The following is a 22423-nucleotide window of genomic DNA, read 5'->3' as shown; positions in this document are numbered from 1 at the left end:
CATTTCCGTCTTTTAGAATTTGAAGCCCAGCTCCACCCCGTACGTCCGCCCGCGCTCATAGCTTGTCACCAGTTGCAGCACTGGCGCTCCGAACGGATTATAATGTTCGTTGAAAAGGTTCTGCCCGAACACGGATAGTGAGACCTTCCCGCCGCCAAGCGGCATGTCCATCCAACCGATCCGGCCATCGACCAGCCAATAGGCTTTGGTGAAAGCATAGTTTTCCAGGCTCGCTATATTGCCGGACAAGTCCCGGAAAGGCGTTGAAACAAGCGGGGCCTTGCTGCGATAGCGGGCGTCCATACGTGTGGAGATATGGCCGACCATGCCCAAGTCTTCGCTGTCATATTGGGCAGATGCACGTCCCTGCCATTTGGAGGCGTAGGTGGTGCGGGCGACATCCGCGACATCGACGCCGTTCAGGATGAAGCTCTTATAGTTGAAGTCGGTGTAGCTAAGATTGCCGCTTAGCGTCAGCCCACGCACCGGCACGAGATCGACTTCGGCCTCGAAGCCCTTGATGCTCGCCTTGCCCGCATTGTCGAAGAACTGGCGGCCGTTGATGAAGTTCTGCGTTTGCAGGTCCTTATAGTCGCTATAATAGACCGCGACATTGGCGCGCAGGCGGTTGCCCCAGCTTTGCGTTTTCAGCCCTAGCTCGTATGCGGTCAGCGTTTCCGGCTTGTAGGGAATGCCGCTCAATATGCCGCCCGCGACATAGCCGGTCGACACCTTGCCATAGGCGGTCACGCGGTCGCTCGGCCGCCAGGTGACGATCGCGGCCCAGGTCGCCTTCTTGTAATCGACCTTATAGTCGCCAATGCCCAACTGCCCGCCTTGCCCACCGGCGATTGCGGTGATGCGGTTTTCGCGCTTGTCGATCGTGTAGCGAATGCCGCCGGTCAGATCGATCGTGTCCGTCAGATGATAGGTCAGCTGGCCATAGGCGGCATAGCTGTCGTTGATCGCCCGCGTGCGTGTGATGCCGCTGCCGAAGATGCTATCGAGCGAGGGATTGCTGTCCGCCGCATCGACAACGCCGTCGCCGTTAATGTCGAAGGGTAGCTGGCCCACCGGCAGGCCGGGAATGACGCCGACCGCGGAAGTATCGACGACCACGCCATTTGCCACCGGCTGGAAAATGCCCAATATGTCGGTTGCGGGTGAATTTTCATGGAAGTAGAAAAGCCCGGTCGTCAGGTCGATGGCGTCGGACGTCAACTGCAGCTGAAACTCCTGACTGAATTGCTTCTGGCTCGTCGATCGCGAGGTGAGAAGCGAGAAGAAGGAGTCGTTCGGTCCCGGCGCATTGGCAGGGTCAAGTACGCCCGCCACATTCCCGGCGAGCAGTGCCTGGAGCTGCGCGGTCGTGAAGCGCAGGCCGCCGGACGCCGCGAGGTCATAGATGTTCGGGTTCTGCCGGAACTTGCGATAGGCGCTGATGCTCTTGAGCGTGATCGCATCGCTAAGGGGATAGGTCAGCGTCAGGCTATGGCCCTGTGTCACCACATGTTCGGTACTGCTGGCGTTGGCGACGGTGGTCAACCGATCGGTCGAGATATTGGTGACGCCACCGAACAGCGGCTGCAAGGCGATGATCGGGCCCAACAGCTGACCTGAAGCATCAGGAATAACGCCGAAGCTCTGCACAGCACGGCCAGTTGCGCGCGCATCGGTATAGTCGAAGCGATAGTCGGCGGTAAGGTCGCCCAAGTCGAGGCGCGCAGCCACGCCTACGCCATCGACATTGCGCTCACCCAGCCGGTCGGCGATGCGCTGCACGCCGAAGGCCGGATCACGCTGACGCAGGTCGATCGTGCGGCCGCCCAGTAGGTTGCGGTAATCGCCTTCGATCTCGTCATGCAAATAAGAGACTTTAAGCGACAGCGGTCCGAATGCGGGCAGATCAACGGAGACCTTCGCCCGTTTCGCATCATAATTGCCGTAGGAAACCGATCCGCGCACGCCAAACTCCCCGGATGGCGCTGCGGTGACGAGGCTGATCGCGCCACTGGTCGCATTGCGCCCGAACAGCGTGCCTTGAGGACCGCGCAGCACCTCCACCCGCTGAATGTCCGACAGGTCGAATATCGATCCCACCGTCCGGCCAATATAGACGCCATCAAGGTAGATGCCGACCTTGGGATCGACTGCATTGTTCGACGTGCCCGACGCCACGCCGCGAATGATGATCGTGGGATTGGATTGCAGGCCCTGCGTGTTGATCTGAAGGCTGGGCGCGAGGCCCGCCAGGTTGCGGACATTGGTGACGCGAAGCTGGTCGAGCTGTTCCGCACCGATGGCGGTCACGGCCACGGGCACCTTTTGCAGGCTCTCCTCGCGGCGTTGCGCCGTCACGATGATGTCGGCCAGCTGCCCCTGTACCGCGGCCTGCGGGGCCGGGTCGGCAGTCTGAGCCAGAGCCGCTGTCGTGGCGAACGATGATATGCCCGCTAACGCAACGGCAATAGATGAACGCATGGCAATCCCCTTCCTTTCGTCGGGCGATGGCCATCCCTCGATACGGGCCGGGTTCTTTGAGGAACTCGGTCCCCGCCCGTTTTCGCACGCGTCAAACGCGTCCGATTACGGACGTTCGGCGGTTTGCCGCCATTATCTTCTTCATGATGCAGCTTGACCCGCGGCGCATGTCCGCGATCCCTTTCTGCATCCTCTCCTAATAGCTCCGGTCACAGCTCATGGCGTCGGTCCGGGCTACCTTCTTTGGACGTAGCGTGTCTTGAAATGATCCTTTCGTCAAGCGCGATCGGCAATCAGCGCGATTTGAGCGGCGCGACCGGGCAGGCAACCGCAAGGATGGCGTGCCATTCGCCGGGGAGGGCGGATGTGCGCCGGTCCGCCTGGGCGATCTCGCGCAACTCTGCGCGGAACCGCTCGATCCTCTCGGCCACGCGGGCAACCCCGACCGGCGATAATTTCACCGTTTCCACGCCAAAGATCGTGTCCGGGTCGCCATAGTTGAGCGTGAAGAACAGATGCTTCATATGCTGTTCGAAATGCCGCCGCATCGGCTCGCGCTGCCACACATGCGCGGGGTCCAGACGCGCGCGCAGCCTTCCGCCGGGGAGCCGGTCGATCAGCGCCAGCCTTTCCAGTCTATCAACATGCTGGGCGATGTGGTCGGCTGGAATGCCAAAGCCCTCTTCGGCCTCCGATACCGGCCAGCCGGTGACGATGATGAAGAAGATGGTGGACAGTTCCGGGCTGCTCGTCAGAGCTTTTTCCTGCGCCAATGTCAGCTTGTCGGACGAGCGATCGCGCACCGCGGCTTCCTCAGCGATTTCGGTGAGCGTCGTATCGGCTAGCGCGCAAAGCTGCGACAGCGTACGCAATCCAAGCCCTCGTCCGTGCAGCCACCGCTTGACGGTCGCTGTCCCGACCTCCAGCTTTTTTGCGACGTCGGCCTGCGTCAGCCCCGCGGCGCGCAGACGCCGCCGCAGCGCCGCCAGCAGCAGTTCATGTTCCATGCCGAAAGGGTCGTTGGACGGAGGCGCGGGGCTCATCAGATGATCCCCTTTGCCGCTGTACGGATGGCGTGGTTCCAGGTGCACGCTAAACTGGGGCCTGCGATGTTTGATCGCGGACGTTTCCGGGATCGATATCCATCCCTCGACTCTTCGGCTGCACGGCTTTCGTGCAGCCGAAGCTTGTTGCCTCTCACCGCCATGACCTCTCCCTTATTGGTTGGCGGCCATGGTAGATGTTGTCGTGCAGCTTACAAGCTCATGCGGTCATCAGAACTTGATACTGAGGCAGTCGTGCCATCAGGTTACCGCCGCACGGGCGAGCTTGTGGATGAGCGCTCGGTAGCTTTCGAGTTCGGCGGTGTCGGCCGGGTCATAAGCCCGTTCTTCGCCGATCTGTCCGCCGTTGCAGACATAAAAGAGCGCGCCGCCTGCCACGCTGTTCAATATGTGCATGGCGGATACAGGACGGAAAGCGCCTGAACTGACGCCCGCCGCGATCACTGTTTCAATGTCGCGCAGCGCGGTTTCGGAAAAGCGGACGGGATTGTCGCCGCGGGGGCGGAAATCGGCGATCAAGCGCTGGATGATCCGGGCCGCCGTGGGGCGGGACACGAGGAAATCCAGCCAGGCGTCGAGCAGCGCCAGGAGGCGCGCCATCGGATCATCGACGCTCGCCACCCGCTTCAGCACGAAATCGTGCATCGATGCGAAGATGTCGGATTCCACCTCATCATAAAGCTGCTGCTTGCCGGGAAAATAATAGACGATCGAAGGCCGCCGGATGCCGACAGCCTGTGCCACATCCTCCAGCCGTGCCGCCGCATAGCCAAGATCAGCGAACACCTGTTCCGCCGCGTCCAGGATGGATTGCCGGGTGGCGTCCCCACGCGGCTGCCGCGCCACCTGCCTGCTTTCCTCCGCCACCGTTGCTCCTCTGTCCGGCCGTCGCGGCCATTCTGTTGAACCCTATCGGGCAAGCCGATCGGTAAATGCAATCTTCAATCTTGATAATCTACCGTCAGGTAGGTAGGAAATCTACCAGGACGTAGAAAAAGCCGCGCAAGAATGCGGTGAAAAGCCTGGTTTTGAGGGAGAGAACATGCCGAATCACGTTATGGCCTATGCCATTCTCACGCCGCTGCTCGCATCGATGGCGCTACCCGCGCTGGCGCAGAGCAGTGCGCCCGAGGGCATCGAAGAAATCGTCGTCACCGCGCAGAAGCGCGAGGAGTCGCTTCAGGATACGCCGGTTTCCATTGCTGCGTTCAGCGCGAAAGACTTAGAGGCGAAGGGGATCAGCGGCTTGACCGATCTGCGCGCCAACGTACCTGCGCTGCAGCTGACGCCTTTCCCCAACAATGCCGCGACGACACAGATCTTCATGCGCGGCGTCGGGTTGTCCGATGACCAGATCACGCAGGATGGCGGCGTCGCGGTGTATATGGACGGCGTTTATATCGCGCGCAGCCAGGGATTGGCGGTAGAAGTCGCCGACCTGGAACGGATCGAAGTGCTGCGTGGGCCGCAGGGTACGCTATATGGACGTAACGCCACGGGCGGCGCGATCAACTTCATCACCCGCAAGCCCGATCTTGGCGATTTTGGCTTCAAGGGGCAGGTGACGCTGGGCAATTATGACAATCGGCGCTTCAAGGCGGCGGTCAATGTCCCAATCGGCCAAACCATCGCCGCGCGGCTTTCCTATGTGAACCAGCAGCAGGATGGCTTCATCCGCAATCCGGGGACTGGTATAAAGCGCTGGGGCGACAAGGACCGGCAGGCGATGCGCGCCGACGTGCTGTGGCAGCCGTCCGACGCGTTCAACCTGCGCTACAGCTATGACCGGACCGAAATTGGCGACACGCCCGCTTATGTAGCCGTGTCTCCCTTGTTCCCGCTGGTGGCGCCCAGGCCCAAGGCGAGCAGTCCGCTGGTCCGCGACGTATTGCCCAACGACATCGTGTCACAGGGGCACAGCCTGATCGGCGAATGGGAGCCTTCCGATGCGCTGACGGTCCGGTCGATCACCGGCTATCGCAAGCTCTTCAATTTCCAGAACCAGGATTATCTGACTGGTGTCACCGGGCCCAATCCGCTGCAGAAGAATAGCAGCCGGACCAAGCAGGACCAGTGGAGCGAAGAATTGCAACTGGTCGGCGATGCGTTCGACGGCCTGGTGCAATATGTCGCCGGCTTTTACTATTTCACCGAAGAAGGCAGCAACTTCAGCAACAGCTACAGCCCACCAACGCTGACGCGCAGCTTCACCACCGCGACGATCAAGAACAAGTCCTATGCGGTGTTCGGTCAGGCGACGGTAACGCCTGATTGGCTGGACAGCCGGCTGCACTTCACCGTCGGCGTCCGCCAAAGCTGGGATAAGCGCGAAGCCACCCTGGCGCGGCAGACGCAGATAAATGGCGGGCCTATCACCAGCGTGCCGGGCGTTGGCGACGGCAGCCGCAAGTTCAAGGATTTCAGCCCGACCTTCGTGATCGGCTTTGATGCTTCGCGCGATGTGCATCTCTACGCCAAGGCGGTGAAGGGTTATAAGAGCGGCGGCTTCAACATACGCGCCAGTTCGATCGCGCGGTTCAATGAAGGCTTCGCTCCCGAAACGCTGTGGTCCTATGAAGCGGGCATGAAGAGCCAGTGGCTCGACAATCGTCTGCGGTTCAATGTCGCAGGCTTCATTTCCAAATATCGCGACATTCAGGTCAATGTGCAGTCGGACCCGACCAATGCGCGCATCACCGACGTGCTGAACGCCGGTAGCGCCACGGTGAAGGGGATCGAGATGGACCTGACGCTCGCCCCGACACGCGCGTTGCGTGTCACGGCGAACTACAGCTATCTAAAGGCGCGCTATGACAGCATCATCAGCGCGACGGGCGCGGACATTTCCAGCAACTATCGCTTCACCAACGCGCCCGAACATACGATCGCGCTGGATGTGACCTATGACTTGCCGCGGCTGCCGATCGGTCAGTTGACGGCCAACGCCAATTACACGGCGCAAAGCGACAAGTTTACCAATGCGACCATCAGCGGCGGCAAATATATTGTCGGCGACTATGGACTGATCAATGCGCGGCTGGCGCTGAGCGACATTCCGGGGCTGCCGGGGGTGCGGGCCGCTCTGTGGGGCCGCAACTTAGCCGACAAGGAATATTATCTGATGCAGTTCAACATCGGCCGCCCCGGCGCGATCTTCGGCGAGCCGCGCACCTATGGTATTGACCTGAGCGTCGAATTCTAAAGGGAGGCGGGAATGAAGCACCGCGCCTTGCTGACCGGAACGCTCGCGCTGCTGCTATGCGGCGCGAGTGACCCGGCCCGGGATTACCGGCCGGGAGCGCCTGATGTGGCGCGCACGGCGAAGGACTTTGCCGGGGGCAAGGATGAGTTCCGCTTCGCCGTCATCGGGGATCGTACGGGCCAGCACCGGCCCGGCGTGTTCGAGGATGCGCTGCGCAAGGTGAACGGGCTGCGGCCTGACTTCATCATCAACATCGGCGACCTGATCGAGGGCAATAGCGAAGATCTGCGTCAAATCGATGCGGAATGGAAAGAGGTGGAGAGTGCGACGGCGGGGCTCGACATGCCCTTCTTCTATGTGCCGGGCAATCATGACCTGACCAATGACGTGCAGCTAAAGGAATGGCGCAGGCGGATCGGGGCGGACTATTACAGCTTCACCTATAAAAATGTGCTGTTCCTGGTGCTGAACACGGAAGACCCGCCGCAGCCCAAGATTGCGCGGCGCAAGCTGCTCGACGAATATGGCCCGCAGGCCATGGGCAAAGCGCTGCAGGCGTTGCAGGGCGATCCGGAAGAAGCAAAAGCGTTGTTCGCGCGGGAAGCGCGGATCGGTGAGTTGGCGGGCAAGCTCAAGGCGTCGGAAAATGTCGCCTTCAGCCCGGCACAGGTGGCGATGGTGCGGGCGGCGCTCGCGCGCAACCGCGATGTGCGCTGGACTTTCCTGTTGATGCACCGGCCTGCGTGGAAGGTGGACTCGGCCGCCTTCCGCGAGATTGAGGGGATGCTGAAGGGCCGCGACTACACCGTGCTAGCGGGGCATTTCCATAAATACGACCATCAGTTGCGGGCCGGCCATGACTATGTGCAACTAGGCGTGACCGGCGGCATGCCGGGCGGGCCGGCGAGCGACCCAGCCGTGCTCGACCATGTCATGTGGGTGTCCGTCGCCAAGGGCGCACCCAGCATCACCAACGTCCGGCTGGACGGCTTCTTCCCTAAGGAAGGGCCTGCGAGTTTAGCTTCCCGGCCCTGAATTTTTGAAGAGGATATTTGCGATGACTATTTCACCTGCTTTGGGAAGTCCCGGAACCGCTGTTGTTGTTACCGGCGGCGCGTCGGGCATTGGGCTTGCTTGCGCCGAGGCGCTGGCGGTGGTCGGCCGTGCGGTCGCGCTGTGGGACATTAACGGCGAGGCGGCGGAGGCTGCGGCGAAGCGGATTGCTGCGGAATATGGGGTCAAGGCAGTCGGAGTGCGGGTGGACCTGCGCGATCCTGCCGCGATCGGGCCGGCTTTGGACTCGAGCCGGGGTGGCGTGGGTGCTTTGGGCGGGCTGGTGCATGCGGCCGGGACGGTCGATACAGCCTCGATCGACGGACTAACGGTCGAAAGCTGGGACGCGGGGATGGCGGTGCATCTGCGGTCCTTCGCCTTTGTGACCCAGGCGATCCATGCTGACCTTGCGGCGCAGCCGGGTTCGGCGATCGTCGCGATTGCTTCTATCAACGCGACGCTGGGCAATGCGATGAACCCGATCTACTCGGCGGCGAAGGGCGGCATGCTGTCGCTGGTGCGCTCCTTCGCGGATCGGCTGGCGCGCGATGGCATTCGCATCAACTCGGTGTCGCCGGGGCAGATATTGACGCCAATGATGCGTCCGGCCATCGAGGCGCTGCCCGATGGTTTCTTCGAAAAGCGTATCCTGCTTGAAAGGATCGGGGATCCCATGGAAATAGGGCGGGTGGTGCGCTTCCTGCTTTCCGAGGAAGCAAGCTATATCACCGCCAGCGAAATTGTGGTGGATGGCGGCAATATCTCATCCCAGCGAGGTTGATCATGAAGCGCGACTTTGTCCTGACAATCCTTGCGGCAATGCTTGCCGGATGCGCGGTTACGAGCGAGCGGCCGCTGGCGAGCGCGCCTCATGCTGCTGTTGGGAAAGTCGCGCAAAGTCCGTTCACAGCTGCCTCTGTCGAAAAGGGTTTCGACGGAAGCTATCGTGTCGCCTGGCAGGCCCCGGCTGCGAGCCGCGTTCGTGTTTATGCGGGAACGGACCCGGCCGGAAACGTGACCGGCGCTGTTGCGGCAGAGGGCGTCGCCGGTGGCAGCGCGGTCATCAAGGGGCTGGACGCAGCGCAGCGCTGGTATTTCACCCTGGTGCCGGATCGCGGCGCGCCGCTGACTGTTGCGGATAAGGGGCTGCATCTGGCGACCGCTCCCAATTTCAGGGACGTTGGCGGCTATCGGACCGCTGATGGGCATTGGGTGAAGCCAGGGCTTATCTTCCGGTCCGATCAGCTCAATCGGCTGAGCGACAAGGATCTTGCCGCCATCGATGGGCTGGGGCCGTCGCTGGTGGTTGATCTGCGCACGCAGTCAGAACGGGATCGCGAGCCGGATCGCATTCCGCCGCGCGGACGGGGGCTGGTGCTGGATGTGGCGGCCGATGCGAACGGAACGCTCGGCGGGGATATGCGCCAGGCGCAAGCGGCGATCGCCTCTGGCAAGGGCGCGGAGATGCTGGTCAGCGCCAATCGCGATTTCGTCACGCTGCGCAGCGCACGCGCGGCCTACAGCGCGCTGCTGCGCCGCCTGATCGATGGGGGGCAGGAGCCAATCATCTATCACTGCACCGCGGGCAAGGATCGCACGGGCTGGGCGACGGCGGTGATCCTGACGCTGCTCGGCGTGCCGCGCGAGACGGTGATGGCGGATTATCTGCAGAGCAATGCTTATCTGCGGACGAAGAATGACGCGACGATGAAGGCGCTGGCGGCGTCGGGCGCGGCGATCAACCCAGCCTTTCTGGAGCCGGTGCTGACGGTCCGGCCTGAATATCTGCAGAGCGCCTTTGATGAAGTCGATCGCACTTATGGCTCGATGGAAGCCTATGCGCGGGACGGGTTGGGCTTGACGGCATTGGACATCGCCGTGCTGCGCCGCAAATATTTGAGCGGCTCGCCAGGGTAAGCCTTCCCTATTTTCCTGTCGCAATCCCCCTCGGTTGGTCATAGTCTTTCCGCTAACTCGAACCGGAGGGGGCCACGATCATGAGCCAGTTTTTCGATTATCTCCAATCCAAAGCTGACAAGGAAGATGTGTCGGACTGGCTCTTGGTCAGTCAGGAGATGATCGATCAGTTCGCCGATGCGACCAAGGATCACCAATATATCCATGTTGATCCTGAAGCTGCTAAGCAATCACCCTTTGGCGGGACGATTGCCCACGGCTTTTTGACGCTGTCGCTCTTGTCCTGTCTTTGCGCCGATGCGCGAGGGGACATCATTCCCGAGGGCGCGACCGAGATCAATTATGGCAGCAACAAGCTGCGGTTCCTGTCCCCTGTGCGGTCGGGCAAGCGCGTGCGGGGGCGGTTCAAGCCTTTGGAAATCGTCGAGAAGCGACCGGGGCAGATCCAGCTGACTACGGAGGCGACGGTGGAGATCGAGGGCGAGGATAAGCCCGCGCTCATCTGCGAATGGATTACTCAATTTAAACTTTGAACCAAAGCATCGCCCCGTCCGTTGCGTGCCGTAGAGACACAAAACGGAAACAATCATGGCGGCCACCAAAGGAAGCAAACCCCGTATCAAGCCGTTTCGGGGTCCTGCCGGAGGCTGGGGTTCCGTGCGCTCGCTCGCCGAAATACTGCCGCGCGAGCATTTCCCCCTTGAAGGCATGCGGGAGTTGGCCCGTCAGAATAAGCCCGATGGGTTCATGTGCGTCAGCTGCGCCTGGGCAAAGCCCGGCGAGCCCCACCCGGCGGAGTTTTGTGAGGAAGGCGCGAAGGCAACCGCGTGGGAATTGACGAAATTACGGACAACGCCGGAGTTTTTCCGGGATCATAGCGTCACCGCCCTGCGGGAATGGCGGGACTATGATCTGGAACAGCATGGGCGCTTGACCCACCCGCTGCGCTATGACGCGGCGGCGGACAAATATGTCGCCTGTTCATGGGACGAAGCCTTTGACGCCATCGCGGCCAGCCTGCGGCCGATGGACCCCAAGAGGGTGGTTTTCTACTCATCCGGGCGCACCAGTCTGGAGGCATCCTATATGTACGGCCTGATGGCGCGCATGTACGGCAACCAGAATCTGCCCGACAGTTCCAACATGTGTCATGAATCCACTTCGGTGGGATTGAAGGCCGCCATCGGCGTGCCCGTCGGAACGACACAGTTGAAGGACTTCGACGAGTGCGACGCGATTTTCTTCTTCGGCCAGAATGTCGGGTCCAATTCCCCGCGCATGCTGCACGACTTGCGCCGTGTGCGGAAGCGGGGGGTGGAGATCATCACCTTCAACCCGCTGCGCGAACGCGGACTTGAACGCTTTACCGATCCGCAAAACCCGATCGAGATGGCGACGCTCCAGGAAACGGGCATTTCCACCCAATATCATCAGGTGAAAACCGGCGGTGACATCGCCGCCATGATGGGCCTCGCGAAGTTCCTCATCGAATGGGACGATGCGGCCAAAGCGGTCGGCGATCCCCCGGTGCTGGATCATCATTTTATCGAGCAGCATACCAAGGATTTCCATGCCTTTGCGGAGAAAGTGCGGGCGTCATCCTGGGAGGAAATAGAAGCGGAGTCGGGCCTTACCCGCTGGGCGCTGGAGCAAGCGGCGCGCGTCTATGCCCGGTCCAAGGCCGTGCTGGCCATTTACGGCATGGGGCTGACCCAGCATGTGAAGGGGGTCGAGAATGTCCGGATGGTCGTCAACCTGCTGCTATTGCGTGGAAACATCGGCAAGCCTGGCGCAGGACCTATGCCGGTGCGCGGCCACAGCAATGTGCAGGGGCAGCGCACGGTCGGCATCACGGAAAAAACCGAACTTGCGCCCGTCGAGAAGCTGAAAGAGCTATATGGGTTCAATCCGCCGACGGAAAAAGGGCTCGACACGGTCGAGACATGCCAGGGCATCGTCGATGGATCGGTGAGGGCGTTCATCGGTCTGGGCGGCAATTTCCTGCGCGCGATTCCCGATACCGAAAAGATGGAGACGGCATGGCCGCGACTGGACATGACAGTGCATGTCGCGACCAAGCTGAACCGCAGCCACCTATTTCCCGGACGGCAAGCCTATCTGCTCCCCTGCCTTGGTCGCATAGAAAGGGACATGCAGCAAAGCGGTCCGCAGGCGGTATCGATGGAGGATTCCACCAGCTGCATTCATGGATCGCTGGGCAAGGCGGAGCCAGCCAGCGAGTATCTGCTGTCCGAACCGGCGATCGTGGCTGCGCTGGCCAAACGGCTCCTGCCGCCCAATCCACGCGTCGATTGGGACAGTTGGGTTGAGGATTACGGCCGTATCAGGGACGCAATCGAGGCGACCTATCCGGACAAGTTCAAGGACTTCAACCAGCGCCTGTTCCAGCCTGGCGGCTTCTGGAAGGGGAATAAGGCGGCGGAGCGGATTTGGGAGACGCCGAGCGGAAAGGCGGAATTCCTGCCTCCCTCGGGCATGTCGGCGACCGGCTTTACGGACAAGGGCGGGCAGTATCGGCTAATGACACTGCGGTCCAACGATCAGTTCAACACGACCATCTATGGCTATCATGATCGTTTCCGCGGCGTGAAGGGAACGCGCGATGTGCTTTTCATGAATGCAGAAGACATGATGCAGGAAGGTTTGCGCGAAGGTGATGTGGTGACGCTGGAAGGCGCATCGCAGGACGGGCGGGTGCGGCGCCGGCCGGGCTTGATCGCCACCGTTTATAATATCCCGCGCGGCTGCCTGGGCGCCTATTATCCCGAATGCAATGTGCTCATCCCGATCGAGCATCATGCCGAGGAGAGCCATGTTCCGGCGGCAAAGTCCGTACCGGTGACGATCAGCCGGGCCTCCTGAGGGGGCAGGCGCGGCATGCGACTGCGGACCGGCGCGATCATCACGAGCCTGCTTCTGGCGGGGGGCTGCAGTTCCGAACAGCGCACATTGACAGCGCCGCAGCCGACCTCAGCCCCGAACGGGCCAGGCGACCCGCGCATTGCGGCCATCAAGGACAATTTTTATCAGATCTCGCAGGGGGGGCGCTATTTCACCTGGTATGGCTGTACCAATTGCCATGGCGAGCCGAAAGCGGGATGGCCTCCGCGCCTGCCCTTCGTGACCTATTATGCGCGGATCGGGCACAAGGGCTATGACCGCAGGATCGCTGCCGAACAAAGATGGCAGATCAGCGCCTACCTCAATTCGCTACCCGCCACCGACACGGCGAAGCGGCACCGGCAGGCGGTGGACCAGCAGGGAGAGCCAACGGTGAAGCAATGGCAGGGGCCGCTATGAGCCGCTGGCTGTTGCTGCTGGCGCTGGCCACACTGCCGGGATGCGGGCAGCGGCAATCCGCCTTGCACCCTGCGGCCGACCATGCGGCGACGCTGATGTCGCTGTTTCAACTCATGCTGTGGGTGTGCGGCATCGCCTATCTGCTCGTCATCCTTTTCCTTGGCTGGAGCCTGGTCCGGCGGCGCGCCGTGGCGGAGACTGGTGAAACGGGCGTGCGGGCAATGTTGGGAATTTGGATCGGCCTTATCCTGTTTGGGCTGGTCATCCTGGCTGTGGGCAGTTTCCTTGCCGACAGGACGCTGGGCGCGGCGTCGCAAAAGGCGCTGCGCGTGCGGGTTACCGGGCATCAATGGTGGTGGCGCATCGAATATGAGGCGGGGCGGGGGCGGTGGATCGAGACCGCGAACGAACTGCATCTTCCCATGGGCCTGCCCGTGACGCTGGAACTGCGGGCGGCGGATGTGATCCACAGCTTTTGGGTCCCCAATCTGGCGGGCAAGATGGACATGATACCGGGGCGGATAAACAGCATGACGGTGACGCCGGGCAAGACCGGCTGGTTCAGGGGGCAGTGCGCGGAATTTTGCGGGACGCAGCATGCCAATATGGCGCTGGTGGCGAAGGTCGAACGGCCCGGCGAGTTTACGCGCTGGCTGGCGCATCAAGCGGAACCTGTGGCAGGCGAGGCAGCAGGGCGGGCGATTGTGGAGAAAGGTAGTTGCGCGGTTTGTCACCAGATAAGGGGAACGGGCGCGCAGGGACGCGTCGGGCCTGATCTGACCCATCTGGCGTCGCGCCGCACGATCGCTGCAGGCGCGGCGCCGCTGACGCGAGGCAGCCTGCGTGGCTGGATCATACAGCCACAGGCGATCAAGCCGGGAACGTCCATGCCGCCGAGCGACCTTTCGCCGCAGGATGCCGATGCAGTGGCGCGCTATCTGGAAGCGCTACGATGAGCGTGGAGCATGACATGCTGCGCGCAACCTGGTCGGACCCGCCGGGGCTGTGGGGTTTCCTGACGAGCGTGAACCCCCATCGGATTGCGGGGCGCTACATCCTAACGGCGATGGCGCTGTTGATCCTGTCCGGGCTGCTGGCGCTCGACATGCGCGTGCAGCTAAGCCAGCCGCAGATGCACCGGATGACGGCGCAGCTCTATAATGAATCCTTCGCCCTGCATGGATCGACCATGTTGTTCCTGGTGTCGGTGCCGGTGATGGAGGCCATGGCGATGTGGCTGGTGCCGTTGATGCTGGGACAGCGCACGATGGCGTTCCCGCGCCTCAACGCGTTCAGTTTTTGGCTGTATCTGGGCGGGGTCCTGATGCTGTGGCTGCCGCATATGGTGGGGGTGACGCCCGACCTTGGCTGGTTCGAATATCCGCCGCTATCAGGTCTATCCTATTCGCCAGGACATCGCGCGGACATTTGGGCGCAGATGATCACCTTTACCGAGGTCGCCGCGCTTTCCGTGTCGGTGAATGTCGCCGTCACTATTTTGAAGATGCGCCCGCCCGGCATGACGCTAGCGCGGATGCCTGCTTTCCTGTGGGCGATGCTGGTGTCGGCGGTGATGACCATTTTGGCGCTCCCCGCGGTCATGCTGGTGACGTCCATGCTGATTGCCGACCGCCTCGTATCGACGCATTTCTTCAGTCCAGCGAGCGGCGGCGACGTGCTGTTGTTCCAGCACCTCTTCTGGTTCTTCGGTCATCCGGAAGTTTACATCATCTTCCTACCGGGGTTGGGTTTTGTTTCCGCGATAGTCGAGACATTTTCACGGCGACGGCTGTTTGGTCATGTGCCGGTCGTGCTGTCGATGCTGGCCATCGCCTTCCTCGCCTTTGGCCTATGGGTGCATCATATGTTCGCGGTCGGCCTACCCAAGGTCGGGAACGCGCTCTATACGGCGGCGAGCATGGCGATCGCACTGCCCGCTGGTATCCAGATATTCTGCTTCATCGCGACGATTGCCCTGGGACGGCCGAGCTTTCGCACGCCGCTGCTGTGGATCGTAGCGCTCATCCTGACGTTCGTCATCGGCGGGTTGTCCGGCGTGATGACCGCGTCCGCGCCGCTCGACCTACAGCTGACCGATAGCTATTTCGTTGTCGCGCACCTGCATTATGTGCTGATCGGCGGTGCGATGTTCCCGCTTTTTGGCGCCTTCACCTATTGGTATCCCAAGGCGACCGGGCGGATGATGTCGGATGGCTGGGGGATCGTCAGCTGCGCGCTGATCGTCGCGGGGTTCAACATCGCCTTCTTTCCCATGCACATATTGGGCCTGATGGGCATGCCGCGGCGCATCTACACCTATGGGCCGGAGATGGGCTGGGGCGATCTGAACCTGGTTGCGACAGGGGGAACGGTTATCGCTTCGGCGGGAGCGACGATCTTCGTGGCCAATGCCTTTCTTAGCTATTGGCGGGGGAAGCATGCGGGAGCTGACCCCTGGGGCGGATCGACGCTTGAATGGGCGAGCAGTTCGCCGCCGCCCGCCTATGGCTTTGCCTATGTGCCGGTGGTCACAAGCGCCGCGCCGATGTGGGATGCTGTGCTGGAGCCCTTCCCCGTGCTGCGCGGGCTGTCGAGCCAATGCCGGGAGGTGCTCGTCACATCGCTGCTCGATGCAAGGCCGCAATATCGTCAGCTGAGTCCTGGACCGTCCATCTGGCCGTTGATCGCGGCGCTTGTGACGTCGGCATTGTTCGTCGGAAGCATCTTCACGCCTTGGGCGCTGATATGGGGGGCGCTGCCACTGGCTGTGGCGCTCACCATCTGGTTCTGGCCGACGCGCCCCCGTCGCAAGGAGGCGAAGGCATGAGCGACCGGCCGATCTCCATCCATGGCGATGTGTCGGACCTGCCCACGAGCAGGGACGGCCCGGCGAGCCTCGCCTGGTGGGGCAATGTCGGCTTCATGGCGATCGAAGGCACCGCCTTCCTGCTGGCGGGCGGGTCTTACCTGTATCTGATGGTGGCCAGCCCGTCCTGGCCGCCGAAGGATTTTGCTCCGCCGGAACTTCTATGGGGCATCATCTTTACGGCGGGGCTGCTGCTCAGCGAGATACCCAATGGTTGGCTTATCAAGAAGGCGAAAGCGAGGGACGAGCGGGCCGTCAGGATCGGCATCGTCATCATGACGGCGGTCGCGTTCCTGCTGTTCGTGCCGCGCGCCTTGGAGTTCACGGTGCTGGGGTTGCGATGGGACGAGAATGCCTATGGTTCCGTCCTGTGGATGCTGATGATCCTGCACACGGTTCATCTGGTGACCGACTGGGGCGACACGCTGGTGCTGGCGCTGTGGCTGCACACGCATGAGGTGGGTGACCGGCAGTTCGCCGATGTCGAGGATAATGGCAATTACTGGCGGTTCGTCGAGCTAAGCTGGCTGCCGATCTATGTGCTGGTCTATTGGGCGCCGAGGATGGCATGAGCAGGAACGCGCGTTACGCCATCCTCTTCGCCGTGCCGCCGCTTTTGTGGTTCGCGAGCCAGCAGGCTTTGAGCTTCATCCTGCATGCGGCTTGTCCATCGGGGCCGCCTTGGCCGGGGGTGGGCATGGCGCTGTTTCTGCTGGTGATCGGTCTGGCCAGCTGGGCTCTGGTGCGGATTGCGGCGCACAAATGGGGCGCGCTTTTGTGGGTGGGGATATTCTTCCTGGCGCTGCTGTTCCAGGCGCTGGCGGTGCTGATCCTGACAGGGTGCAGGCCATGAGGCGCCTTCCATCAAGCCTTTGGTTCGTAACCTGGTTGGGCGGCTTCGGCGTGCTTGGATCCCTCGCCAGCTTTGTGGTGCAGCAGCGACAGGAAACCGCCCAGCAGGAAACGCATGCGCAGGCGCTGACCGACGGCGTCGTGGAACGGGGCGAGCGCGCGATCATCGCGCGGCAATGCAACGCTTGTCACGAGATACCGGGCATTGCCGGAGCGCGGGGTGCTGCTGCTCCTTCGCTGGGGGGATTTGCTGCGCGCAAGACGGTGGCGGGTGTGCTGCGCAACGATCCCGTGGCCTTGGTGCGCTGGGTCCGCTTCCCGCAATCCGTGGTCCCGGGCAGCGCCATGCCGAACATGGGGATCGGCGATCAGGAAGCGCGGGACATAGCCGCTTATCTCTATACCCTGTCGCCCAGACCGACATAGGTCAGGGGCTGTTCATCCGGCTCGGCCAGTATGTGCCAAGCGTAAAAGAGGGCTGCCGCGAGGTAGAGCGTGCCGCCCGGAATCCACATGAGGATGCCTGCCATCTGCTGATCGGCCAATGGGCTGAGGTCCCAGGCTTGGGTGGTCAGCCAGTGCGGCCGGTAAAGCGCTGTCCCAGAAAAAGCGATCAGCGCGCCGAGCAGGCTCATTTGCATCATGGTCGCGAAGAGCGCGATGATCTTAGCAGGCATCGCCGAACGCGCGAGCACATGCCAGAAGCCGGCGGCGGAAACGAGGATGGTCAGTTGCATCGTCCAAAAGACAAGCGAGGAGGACAGGGCCCAGTCATAGGCGGCCGGGGCGTGCCAGAACCAGAGGATGAGCGCCTGGAGGATCGTCCAGGCGGGCAGCGATCCTCTGATGTTCAAGGCTCCTGATGCGCGGGCGAGCAGAGGTGCGGCGATCAGGATGAGGGCGAGGTGGTGGAGAGCGCGGGCTGAAAAAAGGGCCGAGCCCAAGGCGCAAAAGGGGGATACATAGAGGAGCGCCCAAAGGCCGATGAGACCAAACGCGGCATTTCGGCGGGGGGGCGCAAGCCGCAGGGCGATGAGCAGCCAGATGGCAAGGGAAAGAAGGAGGAGCGGGTCCCAGTTCCACCGCGTCCAGAACTCATCGGGAAGAGGCGCGCCGCCGCAATAGGGAACCGGGCTATGATGCAAGGGGGAACCTCATCCTCTCTTCCCCCTGTCCAAGTCATGAAGACGGGGATCGTTCCCCCCGTCAACCGGTCAAGCGAGTTCGACAGCCATGGCGGTTGCTTCACCGCCGCCGATGCACAGGCTGGCGATGCCGCGCTTAAGGCCGCGATTTTCCAGCGCGGCGATCAAGGTGGTGAGAATGCGTGCGCCGCTCGCGCCGATCGGGTGTCCGAGCGCGGTCGCACCTCCGTTGACGTTGAGCTTGTCAGCGGGAATGCCCAGTTCCTTAGCGGCGATCATCGCCACGACGGCGAAGGCTTCGTTGACTTCGAAGAGATCGACGTCGGCCACCGACCAGCCCGCGCGGTCCAGCAGCTTGGTGATGGCGGGAACGGGCGCGGTGGTGAAGCGCGAGGGTTCATGGGCGTGGGCGGCGCTCGCTACGACGGTGGCGATGACGGGCAAGCCGAGGCGATCTGCGACGCTGCGCCGGGTCATCACCAGCGCTGCCGCGCCGTCGGAGATGGATGAGGAATTTGCGGCGGTGATCGTCCCGTCCTTGACGAAGGCGGGCTTTAGCGTGGGGATCTTTTCCGGGCGCGCTTTGCCGGGCTGCTCGTCACTCTCGACCAGCGTTTCGCCGGAGCGGCCCGGGACGGACAGCGGGGTGATCTCGCGCTCGAACGCGCCGCTGGCGATGGCGGCCTGCGCCCGTTCGAGCGAGCGGACGGCATAGGCGTCCTGCTCTTGGCGGGTGAACTGATAGTCGCGGACGGCGTCTTCGGCAAAGACGCCCATCGCCTTGCCCGGTTCATAGGCATCCTCCAGCCCGTCCATCATCATCGTGTCGATAATGCGGTCATGGCCGATGCGGGCGCCGGAGCGATGCTTGGGTAGAGCGTAGGGCGCGTTGGTCATGCTTTCCATGCCGCCCGCGACGATGATGTCGGCGCTTCCAGCCAGCAGCGCTTCCTGCGCCATGATCGCGGCCTGCATGCCCGAGCCGCACATCTTATTGACGGTTGTCGCCTCGACGGAGCGGGGGAGGCCGGCGCCCAGTGCGGCTTGGCGGGCGGGAGCCTGCCCCAGTCCGGCGGCCAGGACGCAGCCCATATAGATGCGGTCGATGGCCTTGGGGGAGACGGCTGAACGCTCGACTGCGGCCTTGACGGCCGCAGCGCCGAGTTCCGTTGCCTTAAGGGGAGAAAGGACGCCCTGGAACCCGCCCATCGGGGTTCTGGCGTAGCCCACAATGACAACTGGATCCTGCATCGTTCATCCCGTCCCGCAAGACCCTAATATGAGAGCTGGGACAAAATAATGAAGAGGAAAACGCGCTCGGGCAGGAAGGCCATGAAGGGAGGACATGGCGGGCCTGCCCGAGCACTTCCGGGGGGGCACGGGTAATTTTAGTCTATAGTATAGATTTCAGGCAGCGGTGTTGGCCGCGTGGATGCCGAAAGCCATCCGGGCCGCATTGAGGGTATATTCATATTCCTCGCTACCGGGTACGAGGTCATGCCAGTCTTTATTTGAGATGGCGGCGAAACTGTCTTGCCAGATCTTACAAGCGATCAGTTGTATTTCGGTTTCTTTAGGAGCGCGCTGCGCTTCCAGGCAGTCCCGCAGGATTGCGTGGAAGACGGCACCCCGCACTGGTGCATGTTTCATGGGCATCCTCTCCAGCAGCCGATTCTTTGTTCAGCTTGCCGTAGCGGAAAGTTGCATAGGTCGCGCACTGCGTCAACAGGTCTCCACATTTTTCAACGGCTTAACCTAAGTAAAGTGCGATATATATCCTTACTGACCGGCTCCTTTACTTTAAGAACAAGGCCGTTCTTTTAGTAAGTAATTGAAAGAAAGGCCGTAGCGAGCAGTTTCTGCCGTGGCCTTCCCAATCCTCATTAGAAGCTAAACTTTGCCCCTACACGGAGCGTGCGCGGTTCCACCACGCGGCTCAGGCGTCCCTCGACCGGCCCGCCAGAGTCAAAAGAAGGAACATAGGATTCATAAAAATAGGCGATGTCCTTGTCCCGGCTGGCGAGGATGTTGAGCAGCTCTCCATAAATTTGGATGTTTTTGCCCTTCCATGCGGCGCGGGCGTTGACGATGCTGCTACCGGGATCGCGCACGCTATTGTCCTCGATCAGTGGCGATGGGCCGAGGTGGCGGACGCGGATGCTGGCTTCCCAGGGATCGAGGACCAGTGCGGCTCCTGCGGAGGCGGCGTTTTTGAACGCGTTGGGGATATGGTCGCCATTGTCGAAGCGCGAATGGCTGGCGGTGTAATTGCCGTCGAAAGCGAGCCAGGGGAAGGGCCGCCAGAAGGCGACAAGCTCATAGCCATGGCGGCTGCTGGCCCCGCTAGGCTCAACCGCATTGGAATCGCCTACAAAGCGCAACTCGCTGCCCACATTCAGCCACCAATAGGTGGCGGTGAAAGAGAAGCCGGGCAGTTGCAGGCGCGCGCCCAATTCCTTGCCGGTGCCGCGGACGAGCAGGGGAACCGGCGTGGTGACGTTCACTGCGCCGCGCGCGTCGTTGGAATGGAAGCCCCGGCCCCAATTGGCGTACACTTCGATGCGGGGACTGAGTTGATAAGCGATCGCGGCCTTGGGTGAAACGAGGGTGTCCGACCCGCTGCCTTCCCCGAGCGCGGCGGCGGCGGCGTCCTTTGCCGTGACCGAATAATGATAATAGTCGCCCCGCAGGCCGCCGGTCAGGCGCAGGCCCGGCAGCGGGGTAAGGGTTGCCTCACCATAGAGGGCGGCGGAGGCTTCGTTCACCCGATAGCGCCCGAGCGAGGAGAGGAAGACCCGATCGGCGGTGCGGTCGACCCCGACATTGCCGATCGCGTCATAGCGATTTTCGGTGCCGATCTTCAGTTGTACCGCGGGATTGACGTCCCAGCGCTTTTCGCCGGTAAGGCCCAGAACCCACCGGCGATCGAATTGCTCGATCTGCGCGCTGGTCCCGTCCGGGTCGGCGTAGGTGGGGTTGGAGAACATCGTCCAGTCATAAAATTGAGCGTAGAGATTGGCGCGCCATGTCGGCTGGACGGCGGCGAGATTGCCGATGATGCGCGTCGTTTCGCCGCGCGCGGAAGGGTCTGGCGAGCAGAAGACGTCCGGACATTGGAGCGTGCCGATGATCCGTTCGGGAATCTGCTCGGTAGGACGCCAGGTCGCGCGATAGGCGTGGAGCGAGGCTTCGAGCTTTCCGGCCCCGGCCGGGATCGCATATTTGGCGAAGCCCGCATAATGGCGCAGATGTTCCGGCTCTTCCCAGGGACCATCATAAGCCTTGGCCTGGGCGACGATCGTGAGATCGCCTCCACCGGCCTTGACCGTGCCGCCTGCCGCCAGCCTGCGCCAGCCATAGGAGCCGCCCTCCGCCGATATCCAGGGCCGGTCATAGCCGTCGATCGTGGTCATATAGGCTGCGCCCGCCAGCGCGAAGTCGCCGCCATCGGCGCGATAGGGACCTTTGCGAAAATCCTCCCGCGCGACGATTTCCGGGATGAGGCCGTTGAGGTCGAGATAGCCATGGCCATGCCCGTGGGTGCGGAAGTTCATCTGCACGCCGTCAATGTAAGTGGTGAAGTCCGACCCATGGTCGAGGTTGAAGCCACGCAGGAAATATTGATTGGCCTTGCCGCTGCCCGAATGTTGGGCGGCGACCATGCCGGGCACGGCTTCGAGTAGTTCGGCGACGCGCAGCAGCGGGCGGACAAGCAGGTCCGCGCCGCCGACGCTGCCTTCGCTCGCCGCATGGGCGGTGCCGATCTTGTCCTCTCCCCGGCCGAAAACGATGATGGTGGCGGCCGCTTCGGCGGCTGCCGCATCATCGGCGGCAGTGGCGGGAGAAGCGGAAAGGCTGGCGGTGAGGGCGCAGGCGACCCAGGCCAAATAGCTGTGAGATTTCATGTCGTTCACTCCGGGCGTCTGGCGACATCCGGTAAGAGACCTGCCGCCCTAGCGAACGGCCGGCGCACGCAGGCAGCCGGACGCCCCCAAGGCGGCCGCCAACGTCACCGAAGCGGCCTCCACCGCTCGTTCGTCGCTCAGACGGAAATCACCGTGCCGCGGCCATCCCCTGGGCCAAGGCAAGAGCGACCATACGCCGGCAGGTCTCCTGGCTCGCGGGTCGTCGCTTGATGCACGGCCTTCCCGGAGCTCGCATGACTTAGCGTCCGCCCAGTGACTTGCACCCTCCTGCTTGTGAGGTGGGGCGATGTGCATCGCGCTCGCCGCTTACAGTTGCAGGGACAGCCTCGGCTTCGGGAGGCGGATGCCCCCCTTACCGTGTTCCCTTTTAAGCCTCTTTCGAGGCACCGGCGCGATCTTTGTCCGGGTGAACCGGACGGGGTGGCGATAGCGAGGGTGCGGGGGAGAGGCAAGGGGGTGGTTGGGTGGGGAGAAGTGGAGGGGGACTTGGAAGGGCTGTTGAGGACCAATGACGGTCGCCAGTTCTGGTCACCCCGGACTTGGTCCGGGGTCTCGCTTAACTTTGCCGATCAGAGGAAGCGGGATGCAGGCTCAAG

At 62.3% G+C, this 22423-nt stretch carries 19 protein-coding genes and 1 riboswitch; of the genes, 12 read left to right on the top strand and 7 right to left on the bottom strand.

The features are described from left to right. Nucleotides 1–12: 12 nt before the first annotated feature. The 3 genes from ACFO3E_RS09340 to ACFO3E_RS09330 all read right to left on the bottom strand — a co-directional run bounded on the left by ACFO3E_RS09340 (nucleotide 13) and on the right by ACFO3E_RS09330 (nucleotide 4412). The gene (locus tag ACFO3E_RS09340) at nucleotides 13–2481 is read right to left on the bottom strand and encodes a TonB-dependent receptor (RefSeq protein WP_380804084.1); all 2469 of its coding nucleotides are present in this window, start codon (nucleotides 2479–2481) and stop codon (nucleotides 13–15) included. Nucleotides 2482–2774: 293 nt separating this feature from the next. Then, a complete protein-coding gene (locus ACFO3E_RS09335; protein WP_066530479.1) occupies nucleotides 2775–3524 on the bottom strand; it encodes a helix-turn-helix domain-containing protein in 750 nt (249 codons plus the stop codon). A gap of 261 nt (nucleotides 3525–3785) precedes the next feature. Then, on the bottom strand, nucleotides 3786–4412 hold the full coding sequence (locus tag ACFO3E_RS09330; protein WP_380804081.1) for a TetR/AcrR family transcriptional regulator: 627 nt from the start codon (nucleotides 4410–4412) through the stop codon (nucleotides 3786–3788). A gap of 175 nt (nucleotides 4413–4587) precedes the next feature. Here ACFO3E_RS09330 and ACFO3E_RS09325 point away from each other — a divergent pair, with 175 nt between their 5' ends. The 12 genes from ACFO3E_RS09325 (at nucleotide 4588) to ACFO3E_RS09270 (ending at nucleotide 17182) form a co-directional block, all read left to right on the top strand. Continuing rightward, entirely contained in the window at nucleotides 4588–6747 is a 2160-nt protein-coding gene (locus tag ACFO3E_RS09325) for a TonB-dependent receptor (RefSeq protein WP_380804079.1), read from the top strand. 12 nt (nucleotides 6748–6759) lie between these two features. Beyond that, nucleotides 6760–7782, top strand: a complete 1023-nt coding sequence (locus tag ACFO3E_RS09320; protein ID WP_380804076.1) for a metallophosphoesterase family protein — start codon at nucleotides 6760–6762, stop codon at nucleotides 7780–7782. 22 nt (nucleotides 7783–7804) lie between these two features. Beyond that, nucleotides 7805–8581 (top strand): SDR family NAD(P)-dependent oxidoreductase, encoded by a 777-nt coding sequence (locus ACFO3E_RS09315; protein ID WP_380804073.1) that lies wholly within the window; start codon nucleotides 7805–7807, stop codon nucleotides 8579–8581. A 2-nt stretch (nucleotides 8582–8583) separates the two neighbouring features. Further along, complete coding sequence (locus ACFO3E_RS09310) at nucleotides 8584–9717, top strand: tyrosine-protein phosphatase (protein WP_380804070.1); 1134 nt, start codon at nucleotides 8584–8586, stop codon at nucleotides 9715–9717. Nucleotides 9718–9797: 80 nt separating this feature from the next. Further along, complete coding sequence (locus ACFO3E_RS09305; RefSeq protein ID WP_066530466.1) at nucleotides 9798–10250, top strand: MaoC family dehydratase; 453 nt, start codon at nucleotides 9798–9800, stop codon at nucleotides 10248–10250. 55 nt (nucleotides 10251–10305) lie between these two features. After that, nucleotides 10306–12600, top strand: coding sequence for an FdhF/YdeP family oxidoreductase (locus ACFO3E_RS09300; RefSeq protein WP_380804067.1), 2295 nt, complete (start codon nucleotides 10306–10308; stop codon nucleotides 12598–12600). A 15-nt stretch (nucleotides 12601–12615) separates the two neighbouring features. Then, complete coding sequence (locus ACFO3E_RS09295) at nucleotides 12616–13038, top strand: hypothetical protein (RefSeq protein ID WP_380804065.1); 423 nt, start codon at nucleotides 12616–12618, stop codon at nucleotides 13036–13038. Beyond that, on the top strand, nucleotides 13035–13994 hold the full coding sequence (locus tag ACFO3E_RS09290; protein WP_380804063.1) for a cytochrome c oxidase subunit II: 960 nt from the start codon (nucleotides 13035–13037) through the stop codon (nucleotides 13992–13994). The genes ACFO3E_RS09295 and ACFO3E_RS09290 overlap by 4 nt, the downstream gene beginning before the upstream one ends. Further along, nucleotides 13991–15865 carry a cbb3-type cytochrome c oxidase subunit I gene (locus tag ACFO3E_RS09285; RefSeq protein ID WP_380804061.1) on the top strand — a complete coding sequence of 625 codons (1875 nt, stop codon included), beginning with the start codon at nucleotides 13991–13993 and terminating at the stop codon, nucleotides 15863–15865. Before ACFO3E_RS09290 ends, ACFO3E_RS09285 begins: the two co-directional genes overlap by 4 nt. After that, entirely contained in the window at nucleotides 15862–16476 is a 615-nt protein-coding gene (locus ACFO3E_RS09280; protein WP_380804058.1) for a cytochrome c oxidase subunit 3, read from the top strand. Before ACFO3E_RS09285 ends, ACFO3E_RS09280 begins: the two co-directional genes overlap by 4 nt. Beyond that, nucleotides 16473–16757, top strand: a complete 285-nt coding sequence (locus ACFO3E_RS09275) for a hypothetical protein (RefSeq protein WP_380804055.1) — start codon at nucleotides 16473–16475, stop codon at nucleotides 16755–16757. Before ACFO3E_RS09280 ends, ACFO3E_RS09275 begins: the two co-directional genes overlap by 4 nt. Further along, nucleotides 16754–17182: a c-type cytochrome gene (locus tag ACFO3E_RS09270; protein WP_380804052.1), complete on the top strand. Its 429-nt coding sequence runs from the start codon at nucleotides 16754–16756 to the stop codon at nucleotides 17180–17182. The genes ACFO3E_RS09275 and ACFO3E_RS09270 overlap by 4 nt, the downstream gene beginning before the upstream one ends. On the opposite strand, the gene ACFO3E_RS09265 is transcribed toward ACFO3E_RS09270, so the two are convergent. The 4 genes from ACFO3E_RS09265 to ACFO3E_RS09250 all read right to left on the bottom strand — a co-directional run bounded on the left by ACFO3E_RS09265 (nucleotide 17155) and on the right by ACFO3E_RS09250 (nucleotide 21806). After that, nucleotides 17155–17901 carry a cytochrome c oxidase assembly protein gene (locus tag ACFO3E_RS09265; protein ID WP_066530442.1) on the bottom strand — a complete coding sequence of 249 codons (747 nt, stop codon included), beginning with the start codon at nucleotides 17899–17901 and terminating at the stop codon, nucleotides 17155–17157. The genes ACFO3E_RS09270 and ACFO3E_RS09265 overlap by 28 nt on opposite strands. A gap of 69 nt (nucleotides 17902–17970) precedes the next feature. Then, nucleotides 17971–19152, bottom strand: a complete 1182-nt coding sequence (locus ACFO3E_RS09260) for an acetyl-CoA C-acyltransferase (RefSeq protein ID WP_380804050.1) — start codon at nucleotides 19150–19152, stop codon at nucleotides 17971–17973. Nucleotides 19153–19308: 156 nt separating this feature from the next. After that, nucleotides 19309–19551 carry a hypothetical protein gene (locus ACFO3E_RS09255; protein ID WP_380804047.1) on the bottom strand — a complete coding sequence of 81 codons (243 nt, stop codon included), beginning with the start codon at nucleotides 19549–19551 and terminating at the stop codon, nucleotides 19309–19311. A 233-nt stretch (nucleotides 19552–19784) separates the two neighbouring features. Further along, a complete protein-coding gene (locus ACFO3E_RS09250) occupies nucleotides 19785–21806 on the bottom strand; it encodes a TonB-dependent receptor (RefSeq protein WP_380804045.1) in 2022 nt (673 codons plus the stop codon). 181 nt (nucleotides 21807–21987) lie between these two features. Next, nucleotides 21988–22233: riboswitch (cobalamin riboswitch) on the bottom strand. Nucleotides 22234–22423 lie beyond the last annotated feature (190 nt).

Source organism: Sphingobium tyrosinilyticum (assembly GCF_042654265.1).
Taxonomy (GTDB): domain Bacteria; phylum Pseudomonadota; class Alphaproteobacteria; order Sphingomonadales; family Sphingomonadaceae; genus Sphingobium; species Sphingobium tyrosinilyticum.
The sequence above is the reverse complement of the archived record's forward strand: the minus strand, read 5'-3'. Positions and strand labels throughout refer to the sequence as shown.

What these genes read in the sequence shown, in the direction of transcription:
- ACFO3E_RS09340 (WP_380804084.1), bottom strand. Translation starts at nt 2,481, where the DNA reads ATGCGTTCATCTATTGCCGTTGCGTTAGCGGGCATATCATCGTTCGCC.
- ACFO3E_RS09335 (WP_066530479.1), bottom strand. Translation starts at nt 3,524, where the DNA reads ATGAGCCCCGCGCCTCCGTCCAACGACCCTTTCGGCATGGAACATGAA.
- ACFO3E_RS09325 (WP_380804079.1), top strand. Translation starts at nt 4,588, where the DNA reads ATGCCGAATCACGTTATGGCCTATGCCATTCTCACGCCGCTGCTCGCA.
- ACFO3E_RS09320 (WP_380804076.1), top strand. Translation starts at nt 6,760, where the DNA reads ATGAAGCACCGCGCCTTGCTGACCGGAACGCTCGCGCTGCTGCTATGC.
- ACFO3E_RS09315 (WP_380804073.1), top strand. Translation starts at nt 7,805, where the DNA reads ATGACTATTTCACCTGCTTTGGGAAGTCCCGGAACCGCTGTTGTTGTT.
- ACFO3E_RS09310 (WP_380804070.1), top strand. Translation starts at nt 8,584, where the DNA reads ATGAAGCGCGACTTTGTCCTGACAATCCTTGCGGCAATGCTTGCCGGA.
- ACFO3E_RS09305 (WP_066530466.1), top strand. Translation starts at nt 9,798, where the DNA reads ATGAGCCAGTTTTTCGATTATCTCCAATCCAAAGCTGACAAGGAAGAT.
- ACFO3E_RS09300 (WP_380804067.1), top strand. Translation starts at nt 10,306, where the DNA reads ATGGCGGCCACCAAAGGAAGCAAACCCCGTATCAAGCCGTTTCGGGGT.
- ACFO3E_RS09295 (WP_380804065.1), top strand. Translation starts at nt 12,616, where the DNA reads ATGCGACTGCGGACCGGCGCGATCATCACGAGCCTGCTTCTGGCGGGG.
- ACFO3E_RS09290 (WP_380804063.1), top strand. Translation starts at nt 13,035, where the DNA reads ATGAGCCGCTGGCTGTTGCTGCTGGCGCTGGCCACACTGCCGGGATGC.
- ACFO3E_RS09285 (WP_380804061.1), top strand. Translation starts at nt 13,991, where the DNA reads ATGAGCGTGGAGCATGACATGCTGCGCGCAACCTGGTCGGACCCGCCG.
- ACFO3E_RS09280 (WP_380804058.1), top strand. Translation starts at nt 15,862, where the DNA reads ATGAGCGACCGGCCGATCTCCATCCATGGCGATGTGTCGGACCTGCCC.
- ACFO3E_RS09275 (WP_380804055.1), top strand. Translation starts at nt 16,473, where the DNA reads ATGAGCAGGAACGCGCGTTACGCCATCCTCTTCGCCGTGCCGCCGCTT.
- ACFO3E_RS09270 (WP_380804052.1), top strand. Translation starts at nt 16,754, where the DNA reads ATGAGGCGCCTTCCATCAAGCCTTTGGTTCGTAACCTGGTTGGGCGGC.
- ACFO3E_RS09260 (WP_380804050.1), bottom strand. Translation starts at nt 19,152, where the DNA reads ATGCAGGATCCAGTTGTCATTGTGGGCTACGCCAGAACCCCGATGGGC.
- ACFO3E_RS09255 (WP_380804047.1), bottom strand. Translation starts at nt 19,551, where the DNA reads ATGAAACATGCACCAGTGCGGGGTGCCGTCTTCCACGCAATCCTGCGG.
- ACFO3E_RS09250 (WP_380804045.1), bottom strand. Translation starts at nt 21,806, where the DNA reads ATGAAATCTCACAGCTATTTGGCCTGGGTCGCCTGCGCCCTCACCGCC.